Annotated in this window: 23 protein-coding genes; 19 read left to right on the top strand and 4 right to left on the bottom strand. The window is 41.4% G+C overall.

The features are described 5' to 3' along the window. Together G5B11_RS09080 and G5B11_RS09085 are read right to left on the bottom strand one after the other, a co-directional pair. Positions 1-1,299 carry an ATP-binding protein gene (locus G5B11_RS09080; protein WP_173727768.1) on the bottom strand — a complete coding sequence of 433 codons (1,299 nt, stop codon included), beginning with the start codon at positions 1,297-1,299 and terminating at the stop codon, positions 1-3. Positions 1,300-1,305: 6 nt separating this feature from the next. Then, the gene (locus G5B11_RS09085) at positions 1,306-2,013 is read right to left on the bottom strand and encodes a LytR/AlgR family response regulator transcription factor (protein ID WP_055152824.1); all 708 of its coding nucleotides are present in this window, start codon (positions 2,011-2,013) and stop codon (positions 1,306-1,308) included. Positions 2,014-2,235: 222 nt separating this feature from the next. Between G5B11_RS09085 and G5B11_RS09090 the strand changes: the two genes are divergently transcribed. The 3 genes from G5B11_RS09090 (at position 2,236) to G5B11_RS09100 (ending at position 3,564) form a co-directional block, all read left to right on the top strand. Continuing rightward, positions 2,236-2,385, top strand: coding sequence for a cyclic lactone autoinducer peptide (locus G5B11_RS09090; protein ID WP_055152822.1), 150 nt, complete (start codon positions 2,236-2,238; stop codon positions 2,383-2,385). Between the two features lie 20 nt (positions 2,386-2,405). Then, positions 2,406-2,957: an accessory gene regulator ArgB-like protein gene (locus G5B11_RS19575; protein WP_119253250.1), complete on the top strand. Its 552-nt coding sequence runs from the start codon at positions 2,406-2,408 to the stop codon at positions 2,955-2,957. A gap of 214 nt (positions 2,958-3,171) precedes the next feature. Then, a complete protein-coding gene (locus tag G5B11_RS09100; protein WP_055152820.1) occupies positions 3,172-3,564 on the top strand; it encodes a hypothetical protein in 393 nt (130 codons plus the stop codon). A 189-nt stretch (positions 3,565-3,753) separates the two neighbouring features. Here the strand turns inward: G5B11_RS09100 and G5B11_RS09105 are convergent, their stop codons facing one another. Together G5B11_RS09105 and G5B11_RS09110 are read right to left on the bottom strand one after the other, a co-directional pair. After that, positions 3,754-4,476 carry an IS630 family transposase gene (locus G5B11_RS09105; protein WP_156331230.1) on the bottom strand — a complete coding sequence of 241 codons (723 nt, stop codon included), beginning with the start codon at positions 4,474-4,476 and terminating at the stop codon, positions 3,754-3,756. Then, the gene (locus G5B11_RS09110; RefSeq protein WP_055152817.1) at positions 4,401-4,910 is read right to left on the bottom strand and encodes a helix-turn-helix domain-containing protein; all 510 of its coding nucleotides are present in this window, start codon (positions 4,908-4,910) and stop codon (positions 4,401-4,403) included. Before G5B11_RS09110 ends, G5B11_RS09105 begins: the two co-directional genes overlap by 76 nt. 361 nt (positions 4,911-5,271) lie before the next feature. Here G5B11_RS09110 and G5B11_RS09115 point away from each other — a divergent pair, with 361 nt between their 5' ends. The 16 genes from G5B11_RS09115 to G5B11_RS09190 all read left to right on the top strand — a co-directional run bounded on the left by G5B11_RS09115 (position 5,272) and on the right by G5B11_RS09190 (position 20,263). Further along, a complete protein-coding gene (locus G5B11_RS09115; protein WP_055152815.1) occupies positions 5,272-5,706 on the top strand; it encodes a winged helix-turn-helix domain-containing protein in 435 nt (144 codons plus the stop codon). A 111-nt stretch (positions 5,707-5,817) separates the two neighbouring features. Next, on the top strand, positions 5,818-5,976 hold the full coding sequence (locus G5B11_RS09120) for a hypothetical protein (RefSeq protein ID WP_154108127.1): 159 nt from the start codon (positions 5,818-5,820) through the stop codon (positions 5,974-5,976). A 9-nt stretch (positions 5,977-5,985) separates the two neighbouring features. Further along, on the top strand, positions 5,986-6,327 hold the full coding sequence (locus G5B11_RS09125) for a type II toxin-antitoxin system RelE/ParE family toxin (RefSeq protein WP_055056593.1): 342 nt from the start codon (positions 5,986-5,988) through the stop codon (positions 6,325-6,327). A 218-nt stretch (positions 6,328-6,545) separates the two neighbouring features. Continuing rightward, positions 6,546-7,505, top strand: a complete 960-nt coding sequence (locus G5B11_RS09130) for a hypothetical protein (protein ID WP_173727770.1) — start codon at positions 6,546-6,548, stop codon at positions 7,503-7,505. Between the two features lie 75 nt (positions 7,506-7,580). Next, positions 7,581-7,829, top strand: coding sequence for a hypothetical protein (locus G5B11_RS09135; RefSeq protein WP_055152811.1), 249 nt, complete (start codon positions 7,581-7,583; stop codon positions 7,827-7,829). After that, a complete protein-coding gene (locus G5B11_RS09140) occupies positions 7,810-8,100 on the top strand; it encodes a hypothetical protein (protein ID WP_055152809.1) in 291 nt (96 codons plus the stop codon). The genes G5B11_RS09135 and G5B11_RS09140 overlap by 20 nt, the downstream gene beginning before the upstream one ends. A gap of 187 nt (positions 8,101-8,287) precedes the next feature. Continuing rightward, entirely contained in the window at positions 8,288-8,695 is a 408-nt protein-coding gene (locus G5B11_RS09145) for a hypothetical protein (RefSeq protein WP_070100048.1), read from the top strand. A 283-nt stretch (positions 8,696-8,978) separates the two neighbouring features. Beyond that, positions 8,979-10,676 carry a MobA/MobL family protein gene (locus tag G5B11_RS09150; protein ID WP_055152807.1) on the top strand — a complete coding sequence of 566 codons (1,698 nt, stop codon included), beginning with the start codon at positions 8,979-8,981 and terminating at the stop codon, positions 10,674-10,676. Positions 10,677-10,738: 62 nt separating this feature from the next. Next, the gene (locus G5B11_RS09155) at positions 10,739-11,008 is read left to right on the top strand and encodes a hypothetical protein (RefSeq protein ID WP_055152805.1); all 270 of its coding nucleotides are present in this window, start codon (positions 10,739-10,741) and stop codon (positions 11,006-11,008) included. Beyond that, positions 11,005-11,190 carry a hypothetical protein gene (locus G5B11_RS09160; protein WP_055056597.1) on the top strand — a complete coding sequence of 62 codons (186 nt, stop codon included), beginning with the start codon at positions 11,005-11,007 and terminating at the stop codon, positions 11,188-11,190. Before G5B11_RS09155 ends, G5B11_RS09160 begins: the two co-directional genes overlap by 4 nt. After that, positions 11,129-12,754 (top strand): recombinase family protein, encoded by a 1,626-nt coding sequence (locus G5B11_RS09165; RefSeq protein WP_117456763.1) that lies wholly within the window; start codon positions 11,129-11,131, stop codon positions 12,752-12,754. Before G5B11_RS09160 ends, G5B11_RS09165 begins: the two co-directional genes overlap by 62 nt. Positions 12,755-12,902: 148 nt before the next feature. Continuing rightward, positions 12,903-14,555 carry a helicase C-terminal domain-containing protein gene (locus G5B11_RS09170; protein WP_244092956.1) on the top strand — a complete coding sequence of 551 codons (1,653 nt, stop codon included), beginning with the start codon at positions 12,903-12,905 and terminating at the stop codon, positions 14,553-14,555. Positions 14,556-14,609: 54 nt separating this feature from the next. Continuing rightward, positions 14,610-18,464 carry a DUF3849 domain-containing protein gene (locus G5B11_RS09175; RefSeq protein ID WP_173727772.1) on the top strand — a complete coding sequence of 1,285 codons (3,855 nt, stop codon included), beginning with the start codon at positions 14,610-14,612 and terminating at the stop codon, positions 18,462-18,464. Continuing rightward, on the top strand, positions 18,461-18,712 hold the full coding sequence (locus G5B11_RS09180) for a transposon-transfer assisting family protein (protein WP_117739739.1): 252 nt from the start codon (positions 18,461-18,463) through the stop codon (positions 18,710-18,712). Before G5B11_RS09175 ends, G5B11_RS09180 begins: the two co-directional genes overlap by 4 nt. A 277-nt stretch (positions 18,713-18,989) precedes the next feature. Continuing rightward, on the top strand, positions 18,990-19,502 hold the full coding sequence (locus tag G5B11_RS09185; RefSeq protein WP_021650349.1) for an RNA polymerase sigma factor: 513 nt from the start codon (positions 18,990-18,992) through the stop codon (positions 19,500-19,502). Then, positions 19,499-20,263: a hypothetical protein gene (locus tag G5B11_RS09190; protein WP_173727774.1), complete on the top strand. Its 765-nt coding sequence runs from the start codon at positions 19,499-19,501 to the stop codon at positions 20,261-20,263. The genes G5B11_RS09185 and G5B11_RS09190 overlap by 4 nt, the downstream gene beginning before the upstream one ends. The last annotated feature ends 11 nt before the right edge of the window (positions 20,264-20,274 follow it).

Consider the following 20,274-nt stretch of genomic DNA (forward strand, 5'->3'; position numbering starts at 1 on the left):
TTATTGTTTCAAGGTTATGATTGTGTGGAAAGTACCGGAATCATTATCATAATACATTTGCAAATTTCCGTGATATTGTTTCACGACTTTTTTAATACTCTTGATTCCGAAACCATGTCTGCCCTTGCTTGATTTATGGGATACAGGAAGTCCATCCTGATCATATACAGGGGTGCTTCGGCAGGAATTTATGATTATGATAACGATAAAAGGTGAATTTTCCTTTTTTTGTACTGTAAGCTCAATAAAAGAATCAGGGATATTATCTGCTGATTCCACTGCATTATCCAATAAGTTGCAGAATAACGATGTTAAGTCATGCTGATAAATATTTTGAACAGTACCGCTTCTGATGTCAGTATGAAAAACAATATGTTTTTCATTACATTGTCGCTGGTAGCGGCAGAGAATTGCATTCAGCATTTCATTATCACAGATTTTTGAGGTTTCTTTTAAGTCAGAAGATTCCATAAGCTGTTGTATATAAGCATTTATTTTATCAGAATCATTTTTTTCATTGAGTAATTTGATAGATTGTAGATGTTTTTTTATATCGTGAATCAGAATGCTCTGGTTTTCATTTTGTGAAAGCATCATTTCATAGTATTCAACGGAATCCGATTCTTTCTGAAGAAGCAACTGCATATCAGTATATTCCTGTGATTTTTTCTGATTATATTGGTTGATGCCGAATACAAGCAGATTGACCATCAGCAGAAAAACAGCACAGATTGTTACCATAAAATCAATAGGCGGTGCAAAGGCTGATGTTTCACCCATTGCTGCAAAAGTAAAAATTATAAAAATAGACGAAACCGGAATTAACATTAAAAGAAGTTCGGAGTGATCGTACTGTTCCTGATTTGATTTTTTTCCTTTGAACAGATGAATTAATAAATAGATGACTGCAAAAAAGAAAATTTTGCTAAAAACCGTATAAAAAACAAGTTCGACATCTGTTTCTAAGAGAAAATGCGGAAAAAATCTTGATGTAATCCCCAGAACTGCAATTTCAGATATACCCATAATTGCTGTAAGGATAGCCGAATGGAAGAGTGCCAATAACAACTTGAGTTTAAACAACATATAAAGAAAAACAGTGTTAAACACAAAAAAGCTGACAACGTTTAGTCCTGTTTGTTCGAGCAGGGAAAGAAGAAACAATATTGTATAAAGAACACTCAATAGTGCCAGCCTTATTTTACTGCTATAAGAAGAGGTAAAAAGGCTGGATGCGTATTGCCATAGTATAACTGCTTCTGTAAAAAAGCTAAAAAGAAGTAAAACGATATGTCCCATTTATTTTTACCTCATACTTTCCAGATATAGTAGATAAGCATTTTTAAAGGAACTGTATTTTCTGCGTGTCAGATAAGCTGCAATCTGCTGATTCGATAAATGTATGGTGGAATGATCAAAGTCCACAATATGTTCGAAATTAACAATAAAGCTCCTGTGTGTCTGGAAAAAACTGTTTTTGGGGAGTTGTTCCAGCCAATAATCCATATTATGAATGGAATCAAAATCCTGCCGGGTAGTATGTACAATTACTTTTCGTCCCTGTGCTTCTATTGTAATTATCTGTGAAGCAGGAAATGAATATACTCCCTGCTTAGTTTCAACAGGAATTTTGGTAGTAATGGAATTGTAATATGCTAAGGCGTCTTTCATATTTCGGAAAAAACGCTGCTTGTCCAAAGGTTTGGAAAGATAGCGGAATACATGAAAACGCATTGCTTCATCCAGATATTCAGAATATGAGGTCACCACAAAAATAATGACATTTTTGTTTGCTTTTTTTAATTCATTTCCTACATAAATTCCATTCATACCGGGCATTTCAATATCCAGAAAAACAATATCTTTTTCGCTTTTCTCAGCCAATAAAGATTCGCCACTGGTAAAGGAAACTAATTCGGGACATTTTAAATGATTTGACTCAAAGTAGGATTCAATATATTTCTGTAATTGTTCAATTATCAGAGTATCGTCATCACAAATTAAAATACGCATTTTTGCACCTGGCTTTCTAATGAATGTATATTTACATACATCTTATCATATAGAATTTCCAAATGCAAAAAATGCGTATGAAAAGACATTTTAATTACAATTTTGGTTCATTATATGTTTTTGTTTTGTTATTTCGTTTTACAAGCAGTTCGATAAAGTCTCCGGCATATGATTGTTTATGTGAAAATCAATGACAATCTTTAGGAAAGGAGAGAGGACATTATGAAGAAACGGGTAACTAAATCGGTTGCAAAAGGGATGAAAGCAGCATTAGATGTTGTGTTACAGACTGAAGCCAACACAGCTTCATGTGCGATTATGTATCAGCCAAAAGCACCGAAAGAATTAATGAAATACAGGAGAAACAAGTAATGGAAAAATGAGTTGATTGGATGGTCCGGTGTAATGCGATAAACGAGGCGGATAAGGAACTTTACAAGTATGCATTATATAGTTTTTTTCTATTGGTATCACCACTTATCCTTGCAGGAGGTGTTGGCTTTGGCTTAGGGAGTGTAAAACACGGAGTTGCACTTATTTTTCCGTTTATGGTTCTGAGAAAATTTAGTGGTGGTTATCATGCAAAAAATTTGCACACTTGTATTCTTGAATCTGGTTTTCTATTGTTTCTGTGCATAATGTTATCAATGCATGTGCAATGTGATTTGAAGTTGGCAATAGCTACAGTTATTGCGTCTGTGAGCCTGATTACATTTAGTCCAATAGACAGTGAAAACAGAAGACTTGATACTAACGAGAAAAGGACATATAAAAAAACAACAGTGTTCTTCGTGATATTGTTTGGGCTGTTAGATATAGCTTTATTCTTGCTGGGAAAGTACATCTATACAATCTGTTTTTCTGTTGGAATATTACTGACAGCAGGCTTACAAGCACCTTGTATCGTAAAGAAAATGTGTAAATCGACCAAAAACAGACTGTAAATGTCGTTTGGTGCAAAAGGGGTTGAAATCATGGCAAAAATAAAGATAATAAAGTTTGTCATTGATTTGATCAAAGTTCTTTATTTACAGTTAATTCAGTTTGTTCATTGAAAGGGAGTGGATTCCAATGGGACAATGATAGAATTCTATCACTTTAAATTGAGTAGTTCGGTTCGGAGTAGTTAAACGGACATAATGGAGGTAAAAGATTAAAATGACACATAAGAAAGAAGTTGTTTTTAGCTTGTTGTTTGTAATAATGGTGTTATGTACAGGCTGCAGTGATAAAGATAATGGAGATACGTCTAAAAATAACAGGACTTCAGGAGAATCATTTGTTCAAGAAGAAACTATTGAGAGTACTGACAATATAGACAATACAGACAATGCAGACGGCAGCTCGGCACCAACGCCAGAACTGAAAACGCCCCGAACGAAAAAGGAATTGGAAGATGCGCTTGGTACAGTGAATGAGTCGGGAAAATGGACGCCACCAGCCGGTTCTCATATAGATCCCAAAACAGGTAATATACTGAATAAAGATGGGGTCGTGGTTGGAACTACTCAGGAACCTTATAGTAAAGCGCGTCCAGGTTCTCAAGGATGATGATATGGTGTAAAAAAAAACAGGAAGCAGTCCTTATGGAATGCGCTTTGTGCCAGTGAAGAGCAGTGGGGTTGCCTGTTCCAATAGTGGTATATGGAGAAAAACTGGTCAGACAGGAAGAATGTATACTGATTATGGATCTGGAGACACTGGTACAGGTACTAGTGTGCTGACCGTTTTATACTTAGTCTAATTATTTTTCACCACCACATCAAATTTAGGATAGAGAGATACCAGCTTAGTTCGGGCATTATCGGTAGTGAACTGCCATTGGATACAGGCGGTATGTTCATTGCGGTTGCCCTCCCATGCTGCCAACTCCTGACGGAGCAGTACTATGTCCGCAATTCTACGGGACAGACACTGACGTGTCATTACATTAAGTTCTATTTCGGCAATATCCAGCCAGCTCCCATGTTTGGGAGTGTAATGGATTTCCAGCTTTTTGGCAATCCTGCGGGCTTCCGGAGCTGGAAATGTTTTGTACAGGGATGAAAGCGCATGGGTGTTCAAATTGTCCATGACAAGTATGATCTTATCTCGGTCAGGGTAACTGACATCCACTAAATACCTGATTTCCTCAGCCCAGTCAACTGCAGTACGGTGTTCCCGGACACTTACATGCCGTACGCCGCCCAAAGGCTCCACAAATACAAATATGCTGCATAAGCCCTTTCGGACATATTCGGAATCGGTTTTCTGTGTGTCACCTGGGCGCATGGGCAGAGGTTCTCTGGTTTCCCCGAGAAGCTGGTAGGGTTTTTCATCCATGCATACCACTGGAACTTCAGGGTTATATGGCATTTCATAAATGTCCAGGATATCCGCCATGCAGGCTACAAATTCTGCGTTTTCTTTTGGAGGGATACACCAGTAGGAGTTTTTGTGAGGTCGAAGTTCATTTTTTTTAATGTTTCCCGTATGGTTTCCCTTCCAACCGGAATATCAAGCTCAACACGGGCTTTTTCCTCCAGTAGCCGGATCGTCCAGCGGGAATGTCCCTCCGGGACAGGGCCGCAAGCCATCTGGATAATACGTGTTTCGGTACGTCCATCCATTTTACGGAGCGCAGCGCTGGAATTGGGGCTGATATTGTAACGGACAATATTCGTTATGCCATTTTTGACATAAGACTGGACGATATTAGTTATAGTGGCAGGGCAGACTGCATAACTGCGGGCAATCTGGGAATGGGTAAGCCCGGTTCCCTGTTCTTCGTCCAGTTCAAGCAGTATCTGACACCGTTTTAAAACAGTTTTACAAGTCTTTTTGTTACGGATAGTCTTTTGAAGTGCTGCTCTTTCATCATCGCTGAGCTTAATAATATAAGTCTTAGGTCTTGCCATAGTCGCCACCGCCGTTTCTTTTTATTGTAACATGGAATAGCAATATATGGAAGAATTATTTGGCTAAGTATAAAACGGTCAGCACACTAGGTATTTAGGTGCAAGAATTGATGACGATTATTATCCGAGTAATGGTTATACATCTACTTATATGAGGTGCTATTGTAGCGCCGTTTTACATAGGTGAGGGAAAATAATGAAGCGGAAAAGGTTTTTAGTAGGATTTGTATTGGTGGGAGTTATATTCGGTGATATCAAGTCATTATAAAGAGGATATTGATATTTTATGTGATGTTGTATATGGGGTTAAGAAAGGAATGTTGAAAAAAATCAGATAAAAAGAAATGTATCGTGAGGAGTGATGAATATAGGAAAAGTATTACTGATATTTTTTGAAGGAAACGAAGAAAAGGTAATAGATTCTATTATTTCAGTCTTAGGCGTTGGTAGAGAGAAATTTGCATTTCAACAAATGTATTCGAACTCAGAAGTGAATTACAAAGATATAATTTTTGATTTTAAGCGACGAGAGGTTGTTAAAAGTAATGAAGAAAAGAAATTTACATATACAGAGTTTGAAATCCTCCAGCTTCTCGCTCAAAATCCCGGCAGGGTATTCAGTAAGGAGCAGATATACGATATTGTTTGGAATGAACCGTATTCTGGAGATTACAATATTGTGATGAGCCATATCAGCCATATTCGGGAAAAAATAGAGGATGATCCGAGTCATCCGGTCTATATTCAGACTGTGTGGGGAGTTGGTTATAAGTTTAATGAAAAAATGTGTGAATAATTAAATCAGATCCAGTGTTGTGTGACTGTCAAAAAATGATAGATATTTCTGATGGTTCGTGGTATGATAAAGACAGAAACATGAGTGCTATTTTAAGAAAGGGTGATGGTTATGGCATTGGCACAGGCAACGAAATCCCGTGAAACAACTTATACGATCAACGATGCAATGGATGTCCTTCTGTCAAAGCTGGATGAAGCCATTGACGATATGGAAAATGGCAGAGTGCAGACAGTGGAAGAAGCATGGGCAGAAATTGATGCAGTATAAGGGGTACGGATGGAAAACAAAAAATACAAAGTTGTCATTGCCCAGAGCGGCAAGCTGGATGTGAAAGAAAAAAAGAAATATATCCTTCAGCAATTTAAGTACCGGGAATATGCAGAAAACTTTTCCAAAAAGATTAAAAAAGCGGTTCTTGCACTTGATACACTTCCGACCGGGTATAATACAACAGGCTTCCGGTATCGTGGTTATGATATTTACATGAAACCGTGTGAATCCTATCTGCTGTTTTATACCGTGGATGAAGCAGTGAAAACAGTTACAGTTCTGCGTGTCATGCAGGATGGAATGGACTGGCAGTATATCATCAATCGGTGGCTGCGGGAAAACGCATAGGATATACAAAAAGATTATAGTGACAGGCAGTATTCAAACAGATTGGGTACCGCCTGTTTTTATGTCCGCTGAAAACAGATGGACAGCAGAAGAAAAATATTAGAAAATAACGGACAGATTGTGAAATTTAAAAGAGAAAAAACTTTTTCAAAAATATTCAAAAATATTGGAACATTTTAATGGGACTTCTGCCATGTATCAGTAGGGGGTGATTTTGGATGAAAGATGTAAAAGAACAGAAGCAGAATGACAATGGAGAAATCATTGAAATGAAGCAGGGACAGGTGATAAAAATTCCAAAGAACGGCGGCAAAGCATGGCTGACATTATTCTATAGTCTGCCGCAGGAGTTTGTCAGCAAACGTCTTGTTTATCTGAACTTACCACGCTGCCCTTATGAGGTGCTGCGGACGGATAAATATGACAGTCTGATAAAGGATGATACATTTCTGGAACTGGTCTGGGATTGTGTGGCATGGAGCGCATGGCAGTATTTTGAAATACCGTATCAAAATGGAAGTGGTTACCGGGAAATACCGGGCAGTCCGGCACAGTATTCCGGGGACTTCCCTTTGTGGAGGCTCTCTTACTCTATGCTGCCGCTTCTACGTGACAAATTTGAGGTCAGTGGATTTTCTTTCCAGCAGCTTTACAACGTGCCGGAAGGAACAGAACTTCCGTGGCTCACTTATCAGCAGTTTGGCAATCTGATCGGTACCCTTGTACCTGAAATTATACAAGAACAGAACTGGCAGCCGATGATTGATGAAATCTGGAACAACCGAACCCTTGAGGACTTCGATAAAAGGGGAAGTCAGGTAAAGCTGGACTTCATGCGTTCGTGGGGACACAGCCGTTCCAGAAAAAAGACGGTATCCATAGAGCAGCTTGCAGAGGAAGCAGAAGAAAATGGCACAGACTTTGATATTCCGGATACGAGGAGTGAGTTTGAAAACTCGGTGCTGTCAGAACTTCAGATTGCGGAGTTTGCCGCAAGGTTTTCCGGGCGTGATAAGAAGATTTTGGAAATGAAAATGGAGGGGCATACGGCACAGGAGATTGCGGAAGCTGTAGGCTATCAGACACACAGTGCGGTGCTGAAAAGAATCCGTCATATTGCAGACTGTTATGAGGATTTTATCTCAGAAGAATATCAGAAATATCTGGAAACATTCTAATCCATCCATCCCATCGGCGGCTATCCTTACGATAGCTGCTTTCTTTTACCCATTTTCGGACAGGGGGTGATTTTTGTGGGGAAAGAATTATTTGAAACGCTGCCGGACGTGCTGGATGCAAAACTGCTGGCATCGGCCCTTTCTATTTCAAAGGCAGGAGCGTATCAGCTATTGAACCGTCCGGATTTTCCAACCTTGCAGGTGGGAGGGCGGAAACTTGTCACAAAGCAGAAGCTGGCTTTGTGGATGGAACAGCATACAAATACAGCAGAACAGGCGGGAGCCGGAAAGGAGAAAAAAGCAGATGAAACTGACAAAGTATGAGCAGGAAACGATTATCAATTTTAATAACGATGAACAGGAAGCCAGTATTTATACAGCCAGCCCGCAGATGATGCGAAAACTGGATGCACTGGCTGCAGCTTATCCGGAGCATTACCGGGTGGTAGGGCAGACCGAAGTGAGTAAAACCTATTCCTGTGAAAAACACCTCATCAATCTTCGGAAACCGAGAAAGCAGAATGAGGAACACAGCCAATGGGCAAGGCAGAGGATGCAGAAAATGAACCGCCATAAAAATGCGGGGAATTTGTGAAAGAACCGCACCACAGAGGTGACAGCTCTGTGTCAGGAAGAAAGCTGTCCGTGAAAATACGGAAATTAAGAAAAATAGAAAACCAAATGGCAGGAGAGCGGCTATGGACATGGAAAAGGTTCAGGCTGTTTTTTTATGCCATAAAATAAAAAATCAAACAGAAAAATGAGAAAAGGAGTATAAACACATGATAAAAAACAGGAATGAAACCAGTGCTGCAATGGATAAGGCACTGAAAAATCTGGAACAGGCAAAGGCAAGATATGAGGCAGAGCGCAAAAAGGAGAATGAGAAACGCAGGAAAGCACAGAACCATCATAAATATCTGATGGGCGGCATTGTTGCAAAGTATTTCCCGGAATGTTATCAGTATGAAGAAAAAGAACTGAATGTGATCTTGTCAGCGGCTCTTGCTTCGGCAGAGTGCAGGCAGGCGGTGGAAAACGTAAAAAGGATGGAGAAAAATGCGGATGACATGGAAGATGAAAAAGACAGAAACGGCGGTCACGCCGATGAAACAAAGACAAAAGAAAACAGCGGCGGATACGCCAATTCAAAAGATTTTGCGGGTGGCAGTTTTTCGCAGGGAGTGTAAGCAGTATCTCCGGGAGTATGGGTTCACCCCAGTTATGGGGTGCGCACAGATAGACCACACTCCGTATGGTCTTGTGCGCTCTCCGAGGGCACCTGCGGTGGGCGTTGCCTGCCTTGCACCAGTCAAGAGGGGAAATAACCTTTCCCCTCCGTCCGCTGCGCTTCCTACCCCTTTGTATCCTTTGCATCTGCCCGTAACCCGGAAAAAACACCCGGCTTTCGTCCATCTGCAAAGGCTTTTCTTGCTGCCCTCTATTTTACGGTAAGGGAGGAACTTTGTGAGTATGCGCACGAAATATGCCAGCACAAGGTTCGGCATTGTAAAGCGGAGCAAAGGGCAGTCGGCGGTAGATGCAGCTTCTTACATCAGCAGGAGTGTTCTTGTCAGCGAGTATGACGGGAAAACGTATCGCCCGAAATACCATGAAGATTTGGTGCATTGTGAAATCAATCTCCCGGAATATGCACCGGAGGAATGGCTGGACAGGGCAGTGCTGTGGAACTCTGTGGAGCTGAATGAGAAACAGAAAAATGCCCAGCTTTGCCGGACACTGAAAGCAGCACTTCCAAATGACTGGAGCTATGAGCTGGCAGAAGAAACGGTGCGGGATTATGTGCAGCGGAATTTTGTTTCCAAAGGGATGTGTGCGGACTGGGCAATCCATGATTCTGTTAATCAACATGGCATCCATAACCTGCATTTCCATCTTATGCTCACCCTGCGCCCGGTGGAAGAAAACGGGAAGTGGGGAGCCAAGCAGAGAAAGGAATATATCCTTGATAAAGACGGCAATAAAATCCGCAATAAGTCCGGACGGGGATTTAAGAGCAGGGCGGTAGATGTGAATGACTGGAATGAAAAAGGTAATTCCAGGAAATGGAGAAAGGATTTGACGGACACCATCAATGTGGTGAATGACCGGATCGGACTGCCGGAATACTGGGAACACCGTTCTTTTAAAGAGCTGGGACTGGAGCAGGAGCCGACCAGACACTTAGGCCCGATTGCCAGTGCATTGGAGAGGAAAGGCATCCGTACCGAAAAAGGGGATGCGAACCGGGCAATCATGGAGCATAACCAGACGCTGCAAAGGGCAAGGATGTTCTATGATATTGCATGGAACAGTGTGAAAAATTTGGAGAAATGGGAACAGGAAAAAGCTGCGGAAGCTGCAAAGAATGCCGCAGAAAAGAAAGCAGGAAAAATGGCAGGAGACATCCCTGCGGCACAGGAAGGTGAAGCAGAACAGACGGCAGTTGGTTCGATACAGAAAGAAACTTCCGGTACAAAGGAAGTCAGCGTATTTGCAGCGATGAAAAATGAGGTTCTGGAAATGCTGGAACGTATTCTTGCAGCATTTGGAAGGCTTCATCTGCCGCTGATACAGGCACCGAATTTTAAAAAGGTAAGTAATCGCGCAGTACTGATGGATATTGAAAACGTGCGTAGGTTCGTGGAAGAAAAAGGCATTGACAGCTTTGAAGCACTGGAAACCTTTGCAGTACAGCAAGAAGCATCCAAGAAAGAAGCAGAGGAAATCTGCAACAGAGATGGAAGGGAAATCCGGCGGTTAAAGGAACTGTCAGAGGCTTATGCCGCCTATGCTCCATACATTCCCATCCGTAATGAATATCTGCAGAAGAAAGGAATCGCACAGGCAGTTTATCACAGCCAGCATAAGAAAGAACTGGAAACGGCGAAAGAACTCCGTATTCCGGTCTATGAACTTCTTCGGGAAGGAGAAAAATTCACACCGAAAAAGTGGGAAGCACAGATCAAAGAGCTGACACAGGAATACGAGAAACAGTCCAGACGTTACGGCAGGAGTACCGTCAATCTTGCCTATGTGGAGCTGCTTCGTCATAACCGGAAGATGGATGAGCGGGATCAGAAGAACAAAGACCAGTCCCAGAGCCGACAGCATGAAAAAATGGACAGGGGGCAGAAGCAAAAGAAGAAACATCAGGAAATGGAACTTTAGATTTATACATCGTTAAGGAAAATCTGCCGGGATGTTCCCCGGCAGGCAGAAAGGAGATTGCAATGAGTAAAGATTGCAGGACTACGAAAAACAGAAACAATAGTTTGACAGTTGGTGTGCTGGCAGGGATAATCCTCTGCCAGCATTGGTATTTATGGAGGGATTTTATGCAGAGAAAAGCAGGGAACCGTCGGAGAGAACCCATCCGCTATGTGGTGGAACACGTTTATTCCGGCAAGGAGAGCATGGAAAAGGTACTGACTGCCGTTAGTGAAGAAGCGGCGAAACAGAATGTAAAGGAGAAACTGGAAAATCAGAAAAAGGTGGGATGAGAAAAGATGCAGATTTCACCGGAAAAATAAAATCAGCAGTTGCAGGAGGTGGCAGGAATCGCTATAATAAAGACAGCGTATTTCTGTCACTGGATATTGAAGAAACCACAGGAGGTCAATATGCAGACAACAGAAATCAGAGAAACATGGACAGCACTTTATGCAAGATTATCATTGGATGACGGCAATGTGGGCGAGAGCATGAGCATCCAGAGCCAGAAGGCGATCCTTACAAGAAAAGCAGAAGAACTGGGAATTTATAATTATCGGTTTTATGTAGATGATGGTTATTCCGGTACGAATTTCAACCGTCCGTCCTTTCAACAGATGATAGCGGACATCGAAGCAGGAAAAGTTACCTGTGTGATCACAAAAGACCTTTCAAGATTAGGCAGGAACTATCTGGAGAGCGGTGCTTATATCGAGGTATTTTTCCCAAAACATCAGGTACGGTATATCGCCGTGAATGACGGTGTGGATTCCGCAAACAGCGGTGAGATGGATATTACCCCGTTTAAGAACATTCTTAATGAGTTTTATTCAAGGGATGTTTCTAAAAAGGTGAAGTCAGGTAAGTACATCCGGGCAAGCCAGGGAAAATTCATGGGAACACACGCACCATTCGGGTATCAGAAAGACCCGGAGGATAAAAACCACCTGATTGCTGATGAAGAAACCGCACCAACCGTCCGTTATATTTTCCAGCTTGCACTTCAGGGAATGGGAAACAATAAAATCGGGAAAATCCTTTATGAACAGAAAATCCCAAAGCCGGCATATTATAAACCGGAATATTTTGGAAAGTTTCTGGTAAAAGAAGATGATGCCTATAGCTGGAAACAGGAAACCGTTATCCGGATTTTACGCAACCCGCTTTACAAAGGCTATTTCTGGGTGCAGAAATATGATAAGAAGCATTTCAAGCAGGAAACAAGGGGTTATATCCCCATGAGTGAGCGAACCATTATTCCCAGTGACCATGAGGCACTTGTCGATGAACACACATGGGACACGGTGCAGGAAATCCTTGACCGCCATACGAAAGTCAAGCCCTGTACTTCCGGGTATGAGAATAAGTTCCGGGGCATTTTAAAATGTGCCGACTGCGGAAGTACCCTGATGGTGCATACCGATGGCAGGAATAAAGAGAAGCCAGTCATCGAACGGACTTTTTATCAGTGCCGCATCTACCGTGTGAGGGGAACCGGGTTCTGCAGCCAGCACCGCATCAATGCGGACGATCTGGAGGAACTTGTACTTGCGGACATCCAGACCCATGCAAAAAAGGTCATAAAAAACCGGGAGAAATTCATGCGGAAGGTACTGGGGCAGATGGATATGACAGCGGTGAATAACCGGGAAAATATCCAGAAAAAGCTGGAGAAACTGGAGAAAAAGCTCCTCGAATCGGACAGACAGTTCATCAAGCTGTATGAGGATTTTACAAAGCAGCTTGTGTCAGAACAGCAGTTCCGGATGTTGTCCACCCATTTTGAACAGGAAAAGAAAGAAACAACCGAAGAAATTGAAAAACTGAAAACTACGGCTGACAATCTGAAGGACAGCACCTGCAAAGCGGAACAGCTTGCCAATGAAATGGCAGAATGTGCAGAAATCAAAGAGCTGACCACAGCCATAGTAAACCGTCTTATCGAAAAGATTGAGGTATCTGAACCTCAGACCATCGACGGAGAGAAAGTCCAGAATATCCGGATTTTCTACAAGTTCGTTGGAGAAATCAATTAAATTTCCATAATGTACCTATAATTCAAGAGCGATTGAATTATCACCGGAAGGAACGGGCTATCGTGCAAAAACACGGTTTGCCCGTTTTTTCAATCTTCCGGAGCTGATCTCCATTTTTAAGGAAGCTGCGGATATTCAGACTTCGGATATGCTGAATCTTCCCGTACCGGAAGCAGAGTTTATCAATGAAGTCTTGAAGCCAAGTGAAGAACAGCAGGAAATGGTCAGTGCCTTTTCGGAACGTGCGGAAGAAGTAAGAGCCGGTCTTGTGAATCCAACGGTGGACAACATGCTCAAGATTACCAATGACGGAAGAAAATGTGCATTGGATCAGAGGCTATTAAATGAACTCCTTCCGGATGCAGAAAAAAGCAAGGTCAATACCTGTGTGGAAAATGCTTTTCAGGTATGGGACGAGGGAAAAGCAGATCGGACAACACAGCTGATCTTCTGTGACTTGTCTACTCCAAAAGGGGATGGGACTTTCAATGTATATGATGATGTCCGAAACAAACTGGTTGCTAGGGGAATCCCGAAAGAAGAGATTGCGTTTATCCATGAATACAACACGGAGACAAAGAAAGCAGATTTGTTTGCAAAGGTACGGGCCGGGCAGGTGAGAATCCTTATGGGTTCCACTCCAAAACTCGGTGCTGGTACCAACGTACAGGACAGGCTCATTGCCCTCCATCACCTTGACTGTCCGTGGAAGCCGTCTGATCTGGAACAGCAGGAAGGACGTATCTTAAGACAGGGAAACCAGAATGACAAAGTAAAGATATTCCGGTATGTGACGGAAAATACTTTTGATGCGTATATGTGGCAGATTTTGGAGAATAAGCAGAAGTTCATCAGCCAGATCATGACCAGTAAATCCCCGGTCAGGGCTTGTGAAGATGTGGATGATACGGCACTGTCCTATGCAGAGATCAAGGCACTTGCTACAGGCAATCCGTACATTAAGGAAAAAATGGATCTGGATGTGCAGGTGAGTAAGCTGAAACTTCTAAAGGCAAACCATACCAGTCAGATTTACCGTCTGGAATCCGATATTGCAAAGAATTTCCCGGTACAGATCAGTGCATTGAAAGAGCGGATTGCCGGGATGCAGGTGGATTCGCAGGTAGTAAAAAGCGTGGATTTACAGGATAATGACACGTTTGCCATGACGGTAGGGAATGTCCTTTATGAAGATAAGAAAGAAGCAGGCGAGGCATTGATCGCCGCCTGTGCAGGGTTAAAAACTGTCAGCACCGGCGGAAAGGTCGGGGAATATCATGGGTTTGCGTTATCTGCTTCCTACAATATGTTCTCCAATGCGTTTGAACTGACGGTCAAAGGAAAATGCTCTTATAAGCTGGAGATTGGAAAAGACCCGATAGGAAATATGCAGCGTATCCATAACACCCTTTCTTCTATCGACAGGAAACTGACGGAAAGTGAGCAGAAATTGGAAACTGTACAACAGCAGCTTGCTACTGCACAGGAAGAGGTAAAGAAGCCATTCCCGAAAGAAGCAGAGCTGAATGAAAAGATGGAACGATTATCCGAGTTAAATGCCCTGCTGAACATGGATGAAAAGGGTAATGAGACGATTATGGCAGATGAGGATATTGGCAGAGAAGGAAGCAGCACAGACAGCAGGGATGCCATAGAAGAAAAAGAACTTCCGGAAACAGCAGACAGAATCCTTAAGCCGTCTATTCTGGAACGCTTAAAGCAGGAGAAGGCACAGCAGAATACAGCGGAACAGCCATCTGTACAGAAAGCTGCAAAGAAAAAACATGAACAGGAGTTATAAAAGATTTCCCGTCAGAGTTTTCTCTGGCGGGGACATAAAATGGAGGGTTTGTTTATGGCAAATAATATAGAAAAACAGTTAAAAGAAATATCGGAACGGCTGGAACAGGGAGTAAAGGAAATCTTTACTTCGGAGAGATATACCGAATATCTGAATACCATGTCAAAGTTCCACAATTACAGCTTTAATAACACGTTGCTGATCACCATGCAGAAACCGGAAGCAACACTGGTGGCAGGCTATCAGGCATGGCAGAAGAAATTTAACCGTCATGTAAAACGTGGAGAGAAAGGAATCCAGATCATCGCACCAGCACCGATACGGGAGAAACAGGAGATTGAAAAGATCGACCCGGTAACAAAAGAGCCTGTGATCGGGGATGATGGACAGCCGGAAACAGAGATCGTGGAGATGGTGATACCGAGATTCCGTGTAACGACAGTGTTTGATGTCAGCCAGACAGAGGGGGAACCGATCGCAGAACTGGAGGTACCGGAGCTTACCGGAAGTGTACAGTTTTATGATACGTTTATGCAGGCATTGCAGAATATTTCTCCTGTACCGATCCGCATGATGAATGTGGAAGGGGATGCAAAAGGCTATTATCACCAGACAGAAAAATATATTGCGATAAAGGAAGATATGAGTAATGTACAGACGATGAAAACCGGAGTCCATGAAGTGAGCCACGCATTGCTGCATGACCGGGAAGTAATGGATGTGGAAGGCGTCTTAAAAGACCAAACAACAAAGGAAGTGGAAGCAGAAAGTATCGCTTATATTGTCTGCAACCATTTTGGTCTGGATACTTCAGAATATTCGTTTACCTATATCGCCAGCTGGTGCGAGAGCAGGGATATGAAGGCGTTGAAAGCATCAATGGATACCATCCGAAAAACATCTGCAGAGATCATTGGGAACATTGAGGAGCAGATGCATGAGCTGGAAAGAGAAAATATCATGCAATATGAAGAAAAAGAAGCATCTGCCACCAGACAGGAAAAACTGGAACAGGACAGTGCGGAAAAGATTGATGAAACTTTGCTTTTTCATGGAGAAAGCGGTCGTTTTGCAATCTATCAGATGGATACGGGCGGAGAGCATACTTATCAGTTTATGGGTTTTGAATCAGCTAAAAAATTAGGCTATACCATTGAGGGGAAAGACTACAGGATGGTGTATGCGGCTCCGTGGACACCAACGATCACATTAGAGGATATTTTTGAGAGATTTAATATCAACCGCCCGAACGATTTTCATGGACATTCCTTATCGGTAAGCGACGTCATAGTTATAAACCGGACGGCGGAGACAAAGGCTTATTATGTGGATTCTTTCGGCTTTGAGGAACTTCCGGACTTTGTACAGCAGAGAATGGAGATGCTGGAAAATAATCATACCAGAGCCTATCCGCCAGTTTATAAAGGAACACTTGCTCAGGCAATGGAAGAACGGGATGTAGATGCTTATCTGGATTCCAGAAAGTTAAATATTGATTGTAAGAAAGCAATCGAGGAAGCAATCGCATTAAATTTTGACGGGCTGCATTTAAAGGAAGATGTCGCAAAACAAGTGCTGGAACAGTTTGGAGAAGAACGTATGACGTTTGTTATGGCAAATACACTTCGGGAACTTTCTTATGACGGCAGATTTTCCAAACAGAACAAAGACTGGGCAGAACATATCGAAATCCCGGAAAATATCAATCAGGGGAAGAATCTGAATCAGGATTATGTGATAGAAAGCCACCCAGCGGTGTTAGATGGATTTATTGATATGGCAAGGGCAGAGATCCGTATGCAGAAGATTGAACAGGCATTAGATGAAGCGGAAGTCACCATTACAGCAGATACCAGAGGATTTGAAGCAGATGGACATGCAGGAACCTGGCATACAGTAGATGAAAGAGAGTATGCAGGGGAGAAGTTCTTCTTCATGGAACATGATGAGTATGGTTCAGATGTGGCAGGGATTATCGTATCGGAACATGGTCAGCTTGTCGCAGAAGATCTCTGGAATGGGTATGATGCAGGAGCATTGGAAGCTATTTCAGAATATCTGCAGGAGAAAGGGATTTCTGTGGAAGGACTTATGCCGGAACTGGAACCGGATGAACTGGCATATAAGATTGACGATAGGTATTTTGCAATCCAGAGAACAGAGGAAGGCTATGATTATACCTTTTATGCTTTGGATTACGATGAGATCGACGGCGGTGCCTATGACAATCCTGATATTTCTATGCAGCAGGCAATGGAAGATATTCTGGAAGATGAAGAAATGTCCCTGGAAAATGCAGTTCCCGTTGACTATGAGGATTTGATGGCAGAAGTGGAAGAAGCAGGCGAACGGCAGATGCAGCTGGCACAGTTATTAAAGAATTGTCCACCAAGTATTTTTGAGGATTATGACAGGAAAAGAGCAGTGGATACCTGTGAGGGAATTGTAATGCAGTTTACCAAGAGCAAAGGGTATCTGACCGTACAGGCAACGGAAGAAGGCTATTTTTATATTTTTTATGATTCTGACCTGCACGAAATCCATTCCAATGATTATGACGATCCCAAAGTATCTGTTCAGAAAGCTACTTATGAAATCTTAAAAAGTGAAAGAATGGATGATATGGAATGTGTCAAAGTGGACTATAAAGAATTTGAGGCAATGACCATCCAACATTCAAAGGATTTACTACAGTCAGGTGAGCTTCGTGCGACTTCTGAGATTGGAAGAGATGAAGCAGCATTAAATGGTCTTAGCAGGGCAGAAGTGGAACGGGGTGTCTTGTATCACGCACAGGGTATTCTGGAAGATATGGGATTAGAAAATGAAGTAGAGCTGCTTGCAGCAAGGGTGCATGGTTCCAGAAGCAGAGAGGAACTTTACAGAGATGATTCTGACCTTGATGTGGTGCTTTCTTATCGTGGCAATATCCGGGAGGACAGTTTCTTCAATGAATTAAATGCTCATGGTATAGCAATGGCAGGTATTAAGGTGGACATCAATCCTATCGCAGAAGAAAGAATCACTCTGGCAGAATATATGAAAGAGTCAGAAGCCTATCTTGATCAGAAGGAAATCGAAAAGCTGGCGGTGGATTTAGATAATTTCAGCTATGAATATGACACTTACGAATATAAAGATATCGTTGAGAACAGGGAAGAACAGGTGAAGAAAATCACAGAGGACATTCTGAATAAGAAAACAGGGTGTTTAAAGGACTGGTTGGTTGAAGTATCGGAAGAATCTGATATAGACAGTGATGTGATAACTGCCCGGTCACTGCTCTCCCGTTTAGAAAATGCAGAAACCTTTTCTATCTTTACCAGACAATCAGAACAGGAACAGCCAGAAGCTACGATCAGTTTCTATGTAGCAGAGTGCATGGAGTTCCCGGTCATGGGTGAGTACCATAATAATCTTACTCTGGAAGAAGCAATCAAAATCTATGAAAGTATTCCGGCAGAACGCCTGCATGGAATCAAAGGGATTGGTTTTGATCTGCAGGACGGGGATGAGGATTATTCCGGGGAATACGGACTCATGAGTGGAGACAGGATAGACAGGGATCTGATTGATATGATTCCACATTATAAGGAAAGCCCATTGGTACAGAAAGCAATCAATGACATGGAAAAGTATCTGAATGAGAAACATGGAAAAGTGCAGGAGGCAGAACAGACCGTGGAAGTGAAACAGAAAGTTTCAGAAACACCATTCAAGAAAGAATCCGTATCAGTAGAATCGAACCGGGAACAAAACAAAGAGCCTGCAAAGGGTGGAAAAGGGGAACTGAAAAAATCCGTGCTGCAGTCGTTAAAAGAGTTCCAGGCAAGAGCAAAAGCACAGGAGCAGAAAGAAATGGCAACTGAAAAATCCAAAGCACATAAGAAGGGAAATGTAGAATTATGATGAATCTGGCAATGAACTTTGATACAGATGAATGCTTAGTGACCGCAATGTTTGATAAAGGCAACCGAAATGATACGATGGAAGCTATCGACAATATCATTCCATTTCTGAAAGGGGATGCGGATATGATCGGGCTGGTCTGCAATACCATAAGAAAGCTGTTCTGCATGAGTGATGAAGGCTATGAGATTTTTCTTATGGATCTGGAAGATTATAAAGTGGATTTGGAAGATAATTATAAAAAATAGAGAATATTTTGTGTGAATTAGTGTTAGATAGAATTTATTTAAATTGGAGAAAGTAGCCAATCCGATTGAGAAACTGGCACATATTATTAATATGATAAATTTTATTATTGGCTTTTAAATTTCACAATGCATCATAGTAAAATAAAGCGAGTATGTAAAAGAGCAGTGTAATTAATGATATAATAAAAAGCAAGAAAAATATTTTTGACTATCTTTTTGTACAATTTATTCGTTATATATAATAGAAAGTGCTTTCAGTAGAAAAAGGAGGAAAGAAGTGGATGCAGATTTTCTTTTGATTCACAAAATGAAAAATGGTGATGAAGAAGCTATAGAGGTATTCGTAAAAAAATACTATTCAACTATACGGAATTATTGTCGATTACATACATACACAGACTGTGATGCAGAAGATATTACTCAAGCAACATTTGAACACTTTTTTCGATCATTTAGATCGTATCATCATTTGGGAAAGACTGCTAATTATTTGTATGTGATTGCTCGAAATTTATGTCGGGATAGTTATAAGAAAAAAAGAGATATTGTGATGGAAGCGTTACCAGATAAGGGGGAAAATCCAATTGCTGTAATTGAGAATAAAATAGATATAGAAGAATCAATAAAAAAACTTCCAGAAGATTTGCAGGAAGTAGTTATTCTACATTATTTTCAGGATTTGAAATTAAAAGAAGTAGCAGACATTATTGGCATAGGACTTCCTCTTGTAAAATATAGGATAGGAAAAGCAAAAGAATTGTTGAGTGTTTATCTGGGGGATAAGAAATGATGATGACAGTTGATGAAAAATTGCATGCGTATGCAAAAAATCAGAAGGATAGAAATATAGATGAGAAAAAATTACAACAGACCATTATAAAATCGAAAGAAGCATATTGGGATAGAGAAATCGAAAGAAATATGTCATGGTTAGAATTTTTATATCAGCAGGCTTCGTATATACAGAAGCACTGGTGGTTTGCTCAAGGGGCAGTATTACTAATCCTTTGGATGACAATGTTCTTATCAGACAGTAGTATTTATACAAGGCGCTGCATGGGGATTTTGGCACCGAGTTTTGTAATATTGATACTTCCGGAACTCTGGAAAAATAGAAGCAATGGGGCTATGGAAGTAGAAGGTGCAACATTTTTTTCCATAAAGAATATATATGCCGCACGAATGCTACTCTTCGGCATGGTAGATGTTTGCCTATTGAGTGTGTTTTTGATAACCAGCACTTTTGTGTTACAGATTACATTTATGGATATCTTAATACAATTTATTTTGCCAATGAATGTGACATGCTGCATATGTTTTCGATTACTTTGCAGTAAAGGAGATGATTATGTATCTTCCACATTATTTTCCTGTCTGATTTGGATTGCTGTTTGGACGCTTGTAGTTCTCAAAGATAGTATTTATGAGCATATATCTACATCAATATGGTGTGGAATGATGATATTATCTGTTTTATATTTGTGTTACAGTATTTGGCGAGTATGGAAATGCAGTGAAAGATATTACGAGAGTAATGGGGCAAGTGTATAAGACTATTATGG

Origin of the sequence: Blautia glucerasea (genome assembly GCF_013304385.1) — a bacterium.
In the GTDB taxonomy this organism is placed as follows: domain Bacteria; phylum Bacillota; class Clostridia; order Lachnospirales; family Lachnospiraceae; genus Blautia_A; species Blautia_A ammoniilytica.

Excerpts from the sequence above, each read along its gene's own strand:
- G5B11_RS09085 (WP_055152824.1), bottom strand. The coding sequence starts at position 2,013 with ATGCGTATTTTAATTTGTGATGACGATACTCTGATAATTGAACAATTA.
- G5B11_RS09130 (WP_173727770.1), top strand. The coding sequence starts at position 6,546 with ATGAAAGATGTAAAAGAACAGAAGCAGAATGACAATGGAGAAATCATT.
- G5B11_RS09100 (WP_055152820.1), top strand. The coding sequence starts at position 3,172 with ATGACACATAAGAAAGAAGTTGTTTTTAGCTTGTTGTTTGTAATAATG.
- G5B11_RS09155 (WP_055152805.1), top strand. The coding sequence starts at position 10,739 with ATGAGTAAAGATTGCAGGACTACGAAAAACAGAAACAATAGTTTGACA.
- G5B11_RS09175 (WP_173727772.1), top strand. The coding sequence starts at position 14,610 with ATGGCAAATAATATAGAAAAACAGTTAAAAGAAATATCGGAACGGCTG.
- G5B11_RS09140 (WP_055152809.1), top strand. The coding sequence starts at position 7,810 with ATGAAACTGACAAAGTATGAGCAGGAAACGATTATCAATTTTAATAAC.
- G5B11_RS09160 (WP_055056597.1), top strand. The coding sequence starts at position 11,005 with ATGAGAAAAGATGCAGATTTCACCGGAAAAATAAAATCAGCAGTTGCA.
- G5B11_RS09090 (WP_055152822.1), top strand. The coding sequence starts at position 2,236 with ATGAAGAAACGGGTAACTAAATCGGTTGCAAAAGGGATGAAAGCAGCA.
- G5B11_RS09180 (WP_117739739.1), top strand. The coding sequence starts at position 18,461 with ATGATGAATCTGGCAATGAACTTTGATACAGATGAATGCTTAGTGACC.
- G5B11_RS09120 (WP_154108127.1), top strand. The coding sequence starts at position 5,818 with ATGGCATTGGCACAGGCAACGAAATCCCGTGAAACAACTTATACGATC.
- G5B11_RS09145 (WP_070100048.1), top strand. The coding sequence starts at position 8,288 with ATGATAAAAAACAGGAATGAAACCAGTGCTGCAATGGATAAGGCACTG.
- G5B11_RS09110 (WP_055152817.1), bottom strand. The coding sequence starts at position 4,910 with ATGGCAAGACCTAAGACTTATATTATTAAGCTCAGCGATGATGAAAGA.
- G5B11_RS09165 (WP_117456763.1), top strand. The coding sequence starts at position 11,129 with ATGCAGACAACAGAAATCAGAGAAACATGGACAGCACTTTATGCAAGA.
- G5B11_RS09150 (WP_055152807.1), top strand. The coding sequence starts at position 8,979 with ATGCGCACGAAATATGCCAGCACAAGGTTCGGCATTGTAAAGCGGAGC.
- G5B11_RS19575 (WP_119253250.1), top strand. The coding sequence starts at position 2,406 with ATGGTCCGGTGTAATGCGATAAACGAGGCGGATAAGGAACTTTACAAG.
- G5B11_RS09125 (WP_055056593.1), top strand. The coding sequence starts at position 5,986 with ATGGAAAACAAAAAATACAAAGTTGTCATTGCCCAGAGCGGCAAGCTG.
- G5B11_RS09080 (WP_173727768.1), bottom strand. The coding sequence starts at position 1,299 with ATGGGACATATCGTTTTACTTCTTTTTAGCTTTTTTACAGAAGCAGTT.
- G5B11_RS09170 (WP_244092956.1), top strand. The coding sequence starts at position 12,903 with ATGCTGAATCTTCCCGTACCGGAAGCAGAGTTTATCAATGAAGTCTTG.
- G5B11_RS09115 (WP_055152815.1), top strand. The coding sequence starts at position 5,272 with ATGAATATAGGAAAAGTATTACTGATATTTTTTGAAGGAAACGAAGAA.
- G5B11_RS09190 (WP_173727774.1), top strand. The coding sequence starts at position 19,499 with ATGATGATGACAGTTGATGAAAAATTGCATGCGTATGCAAAAAATCAG.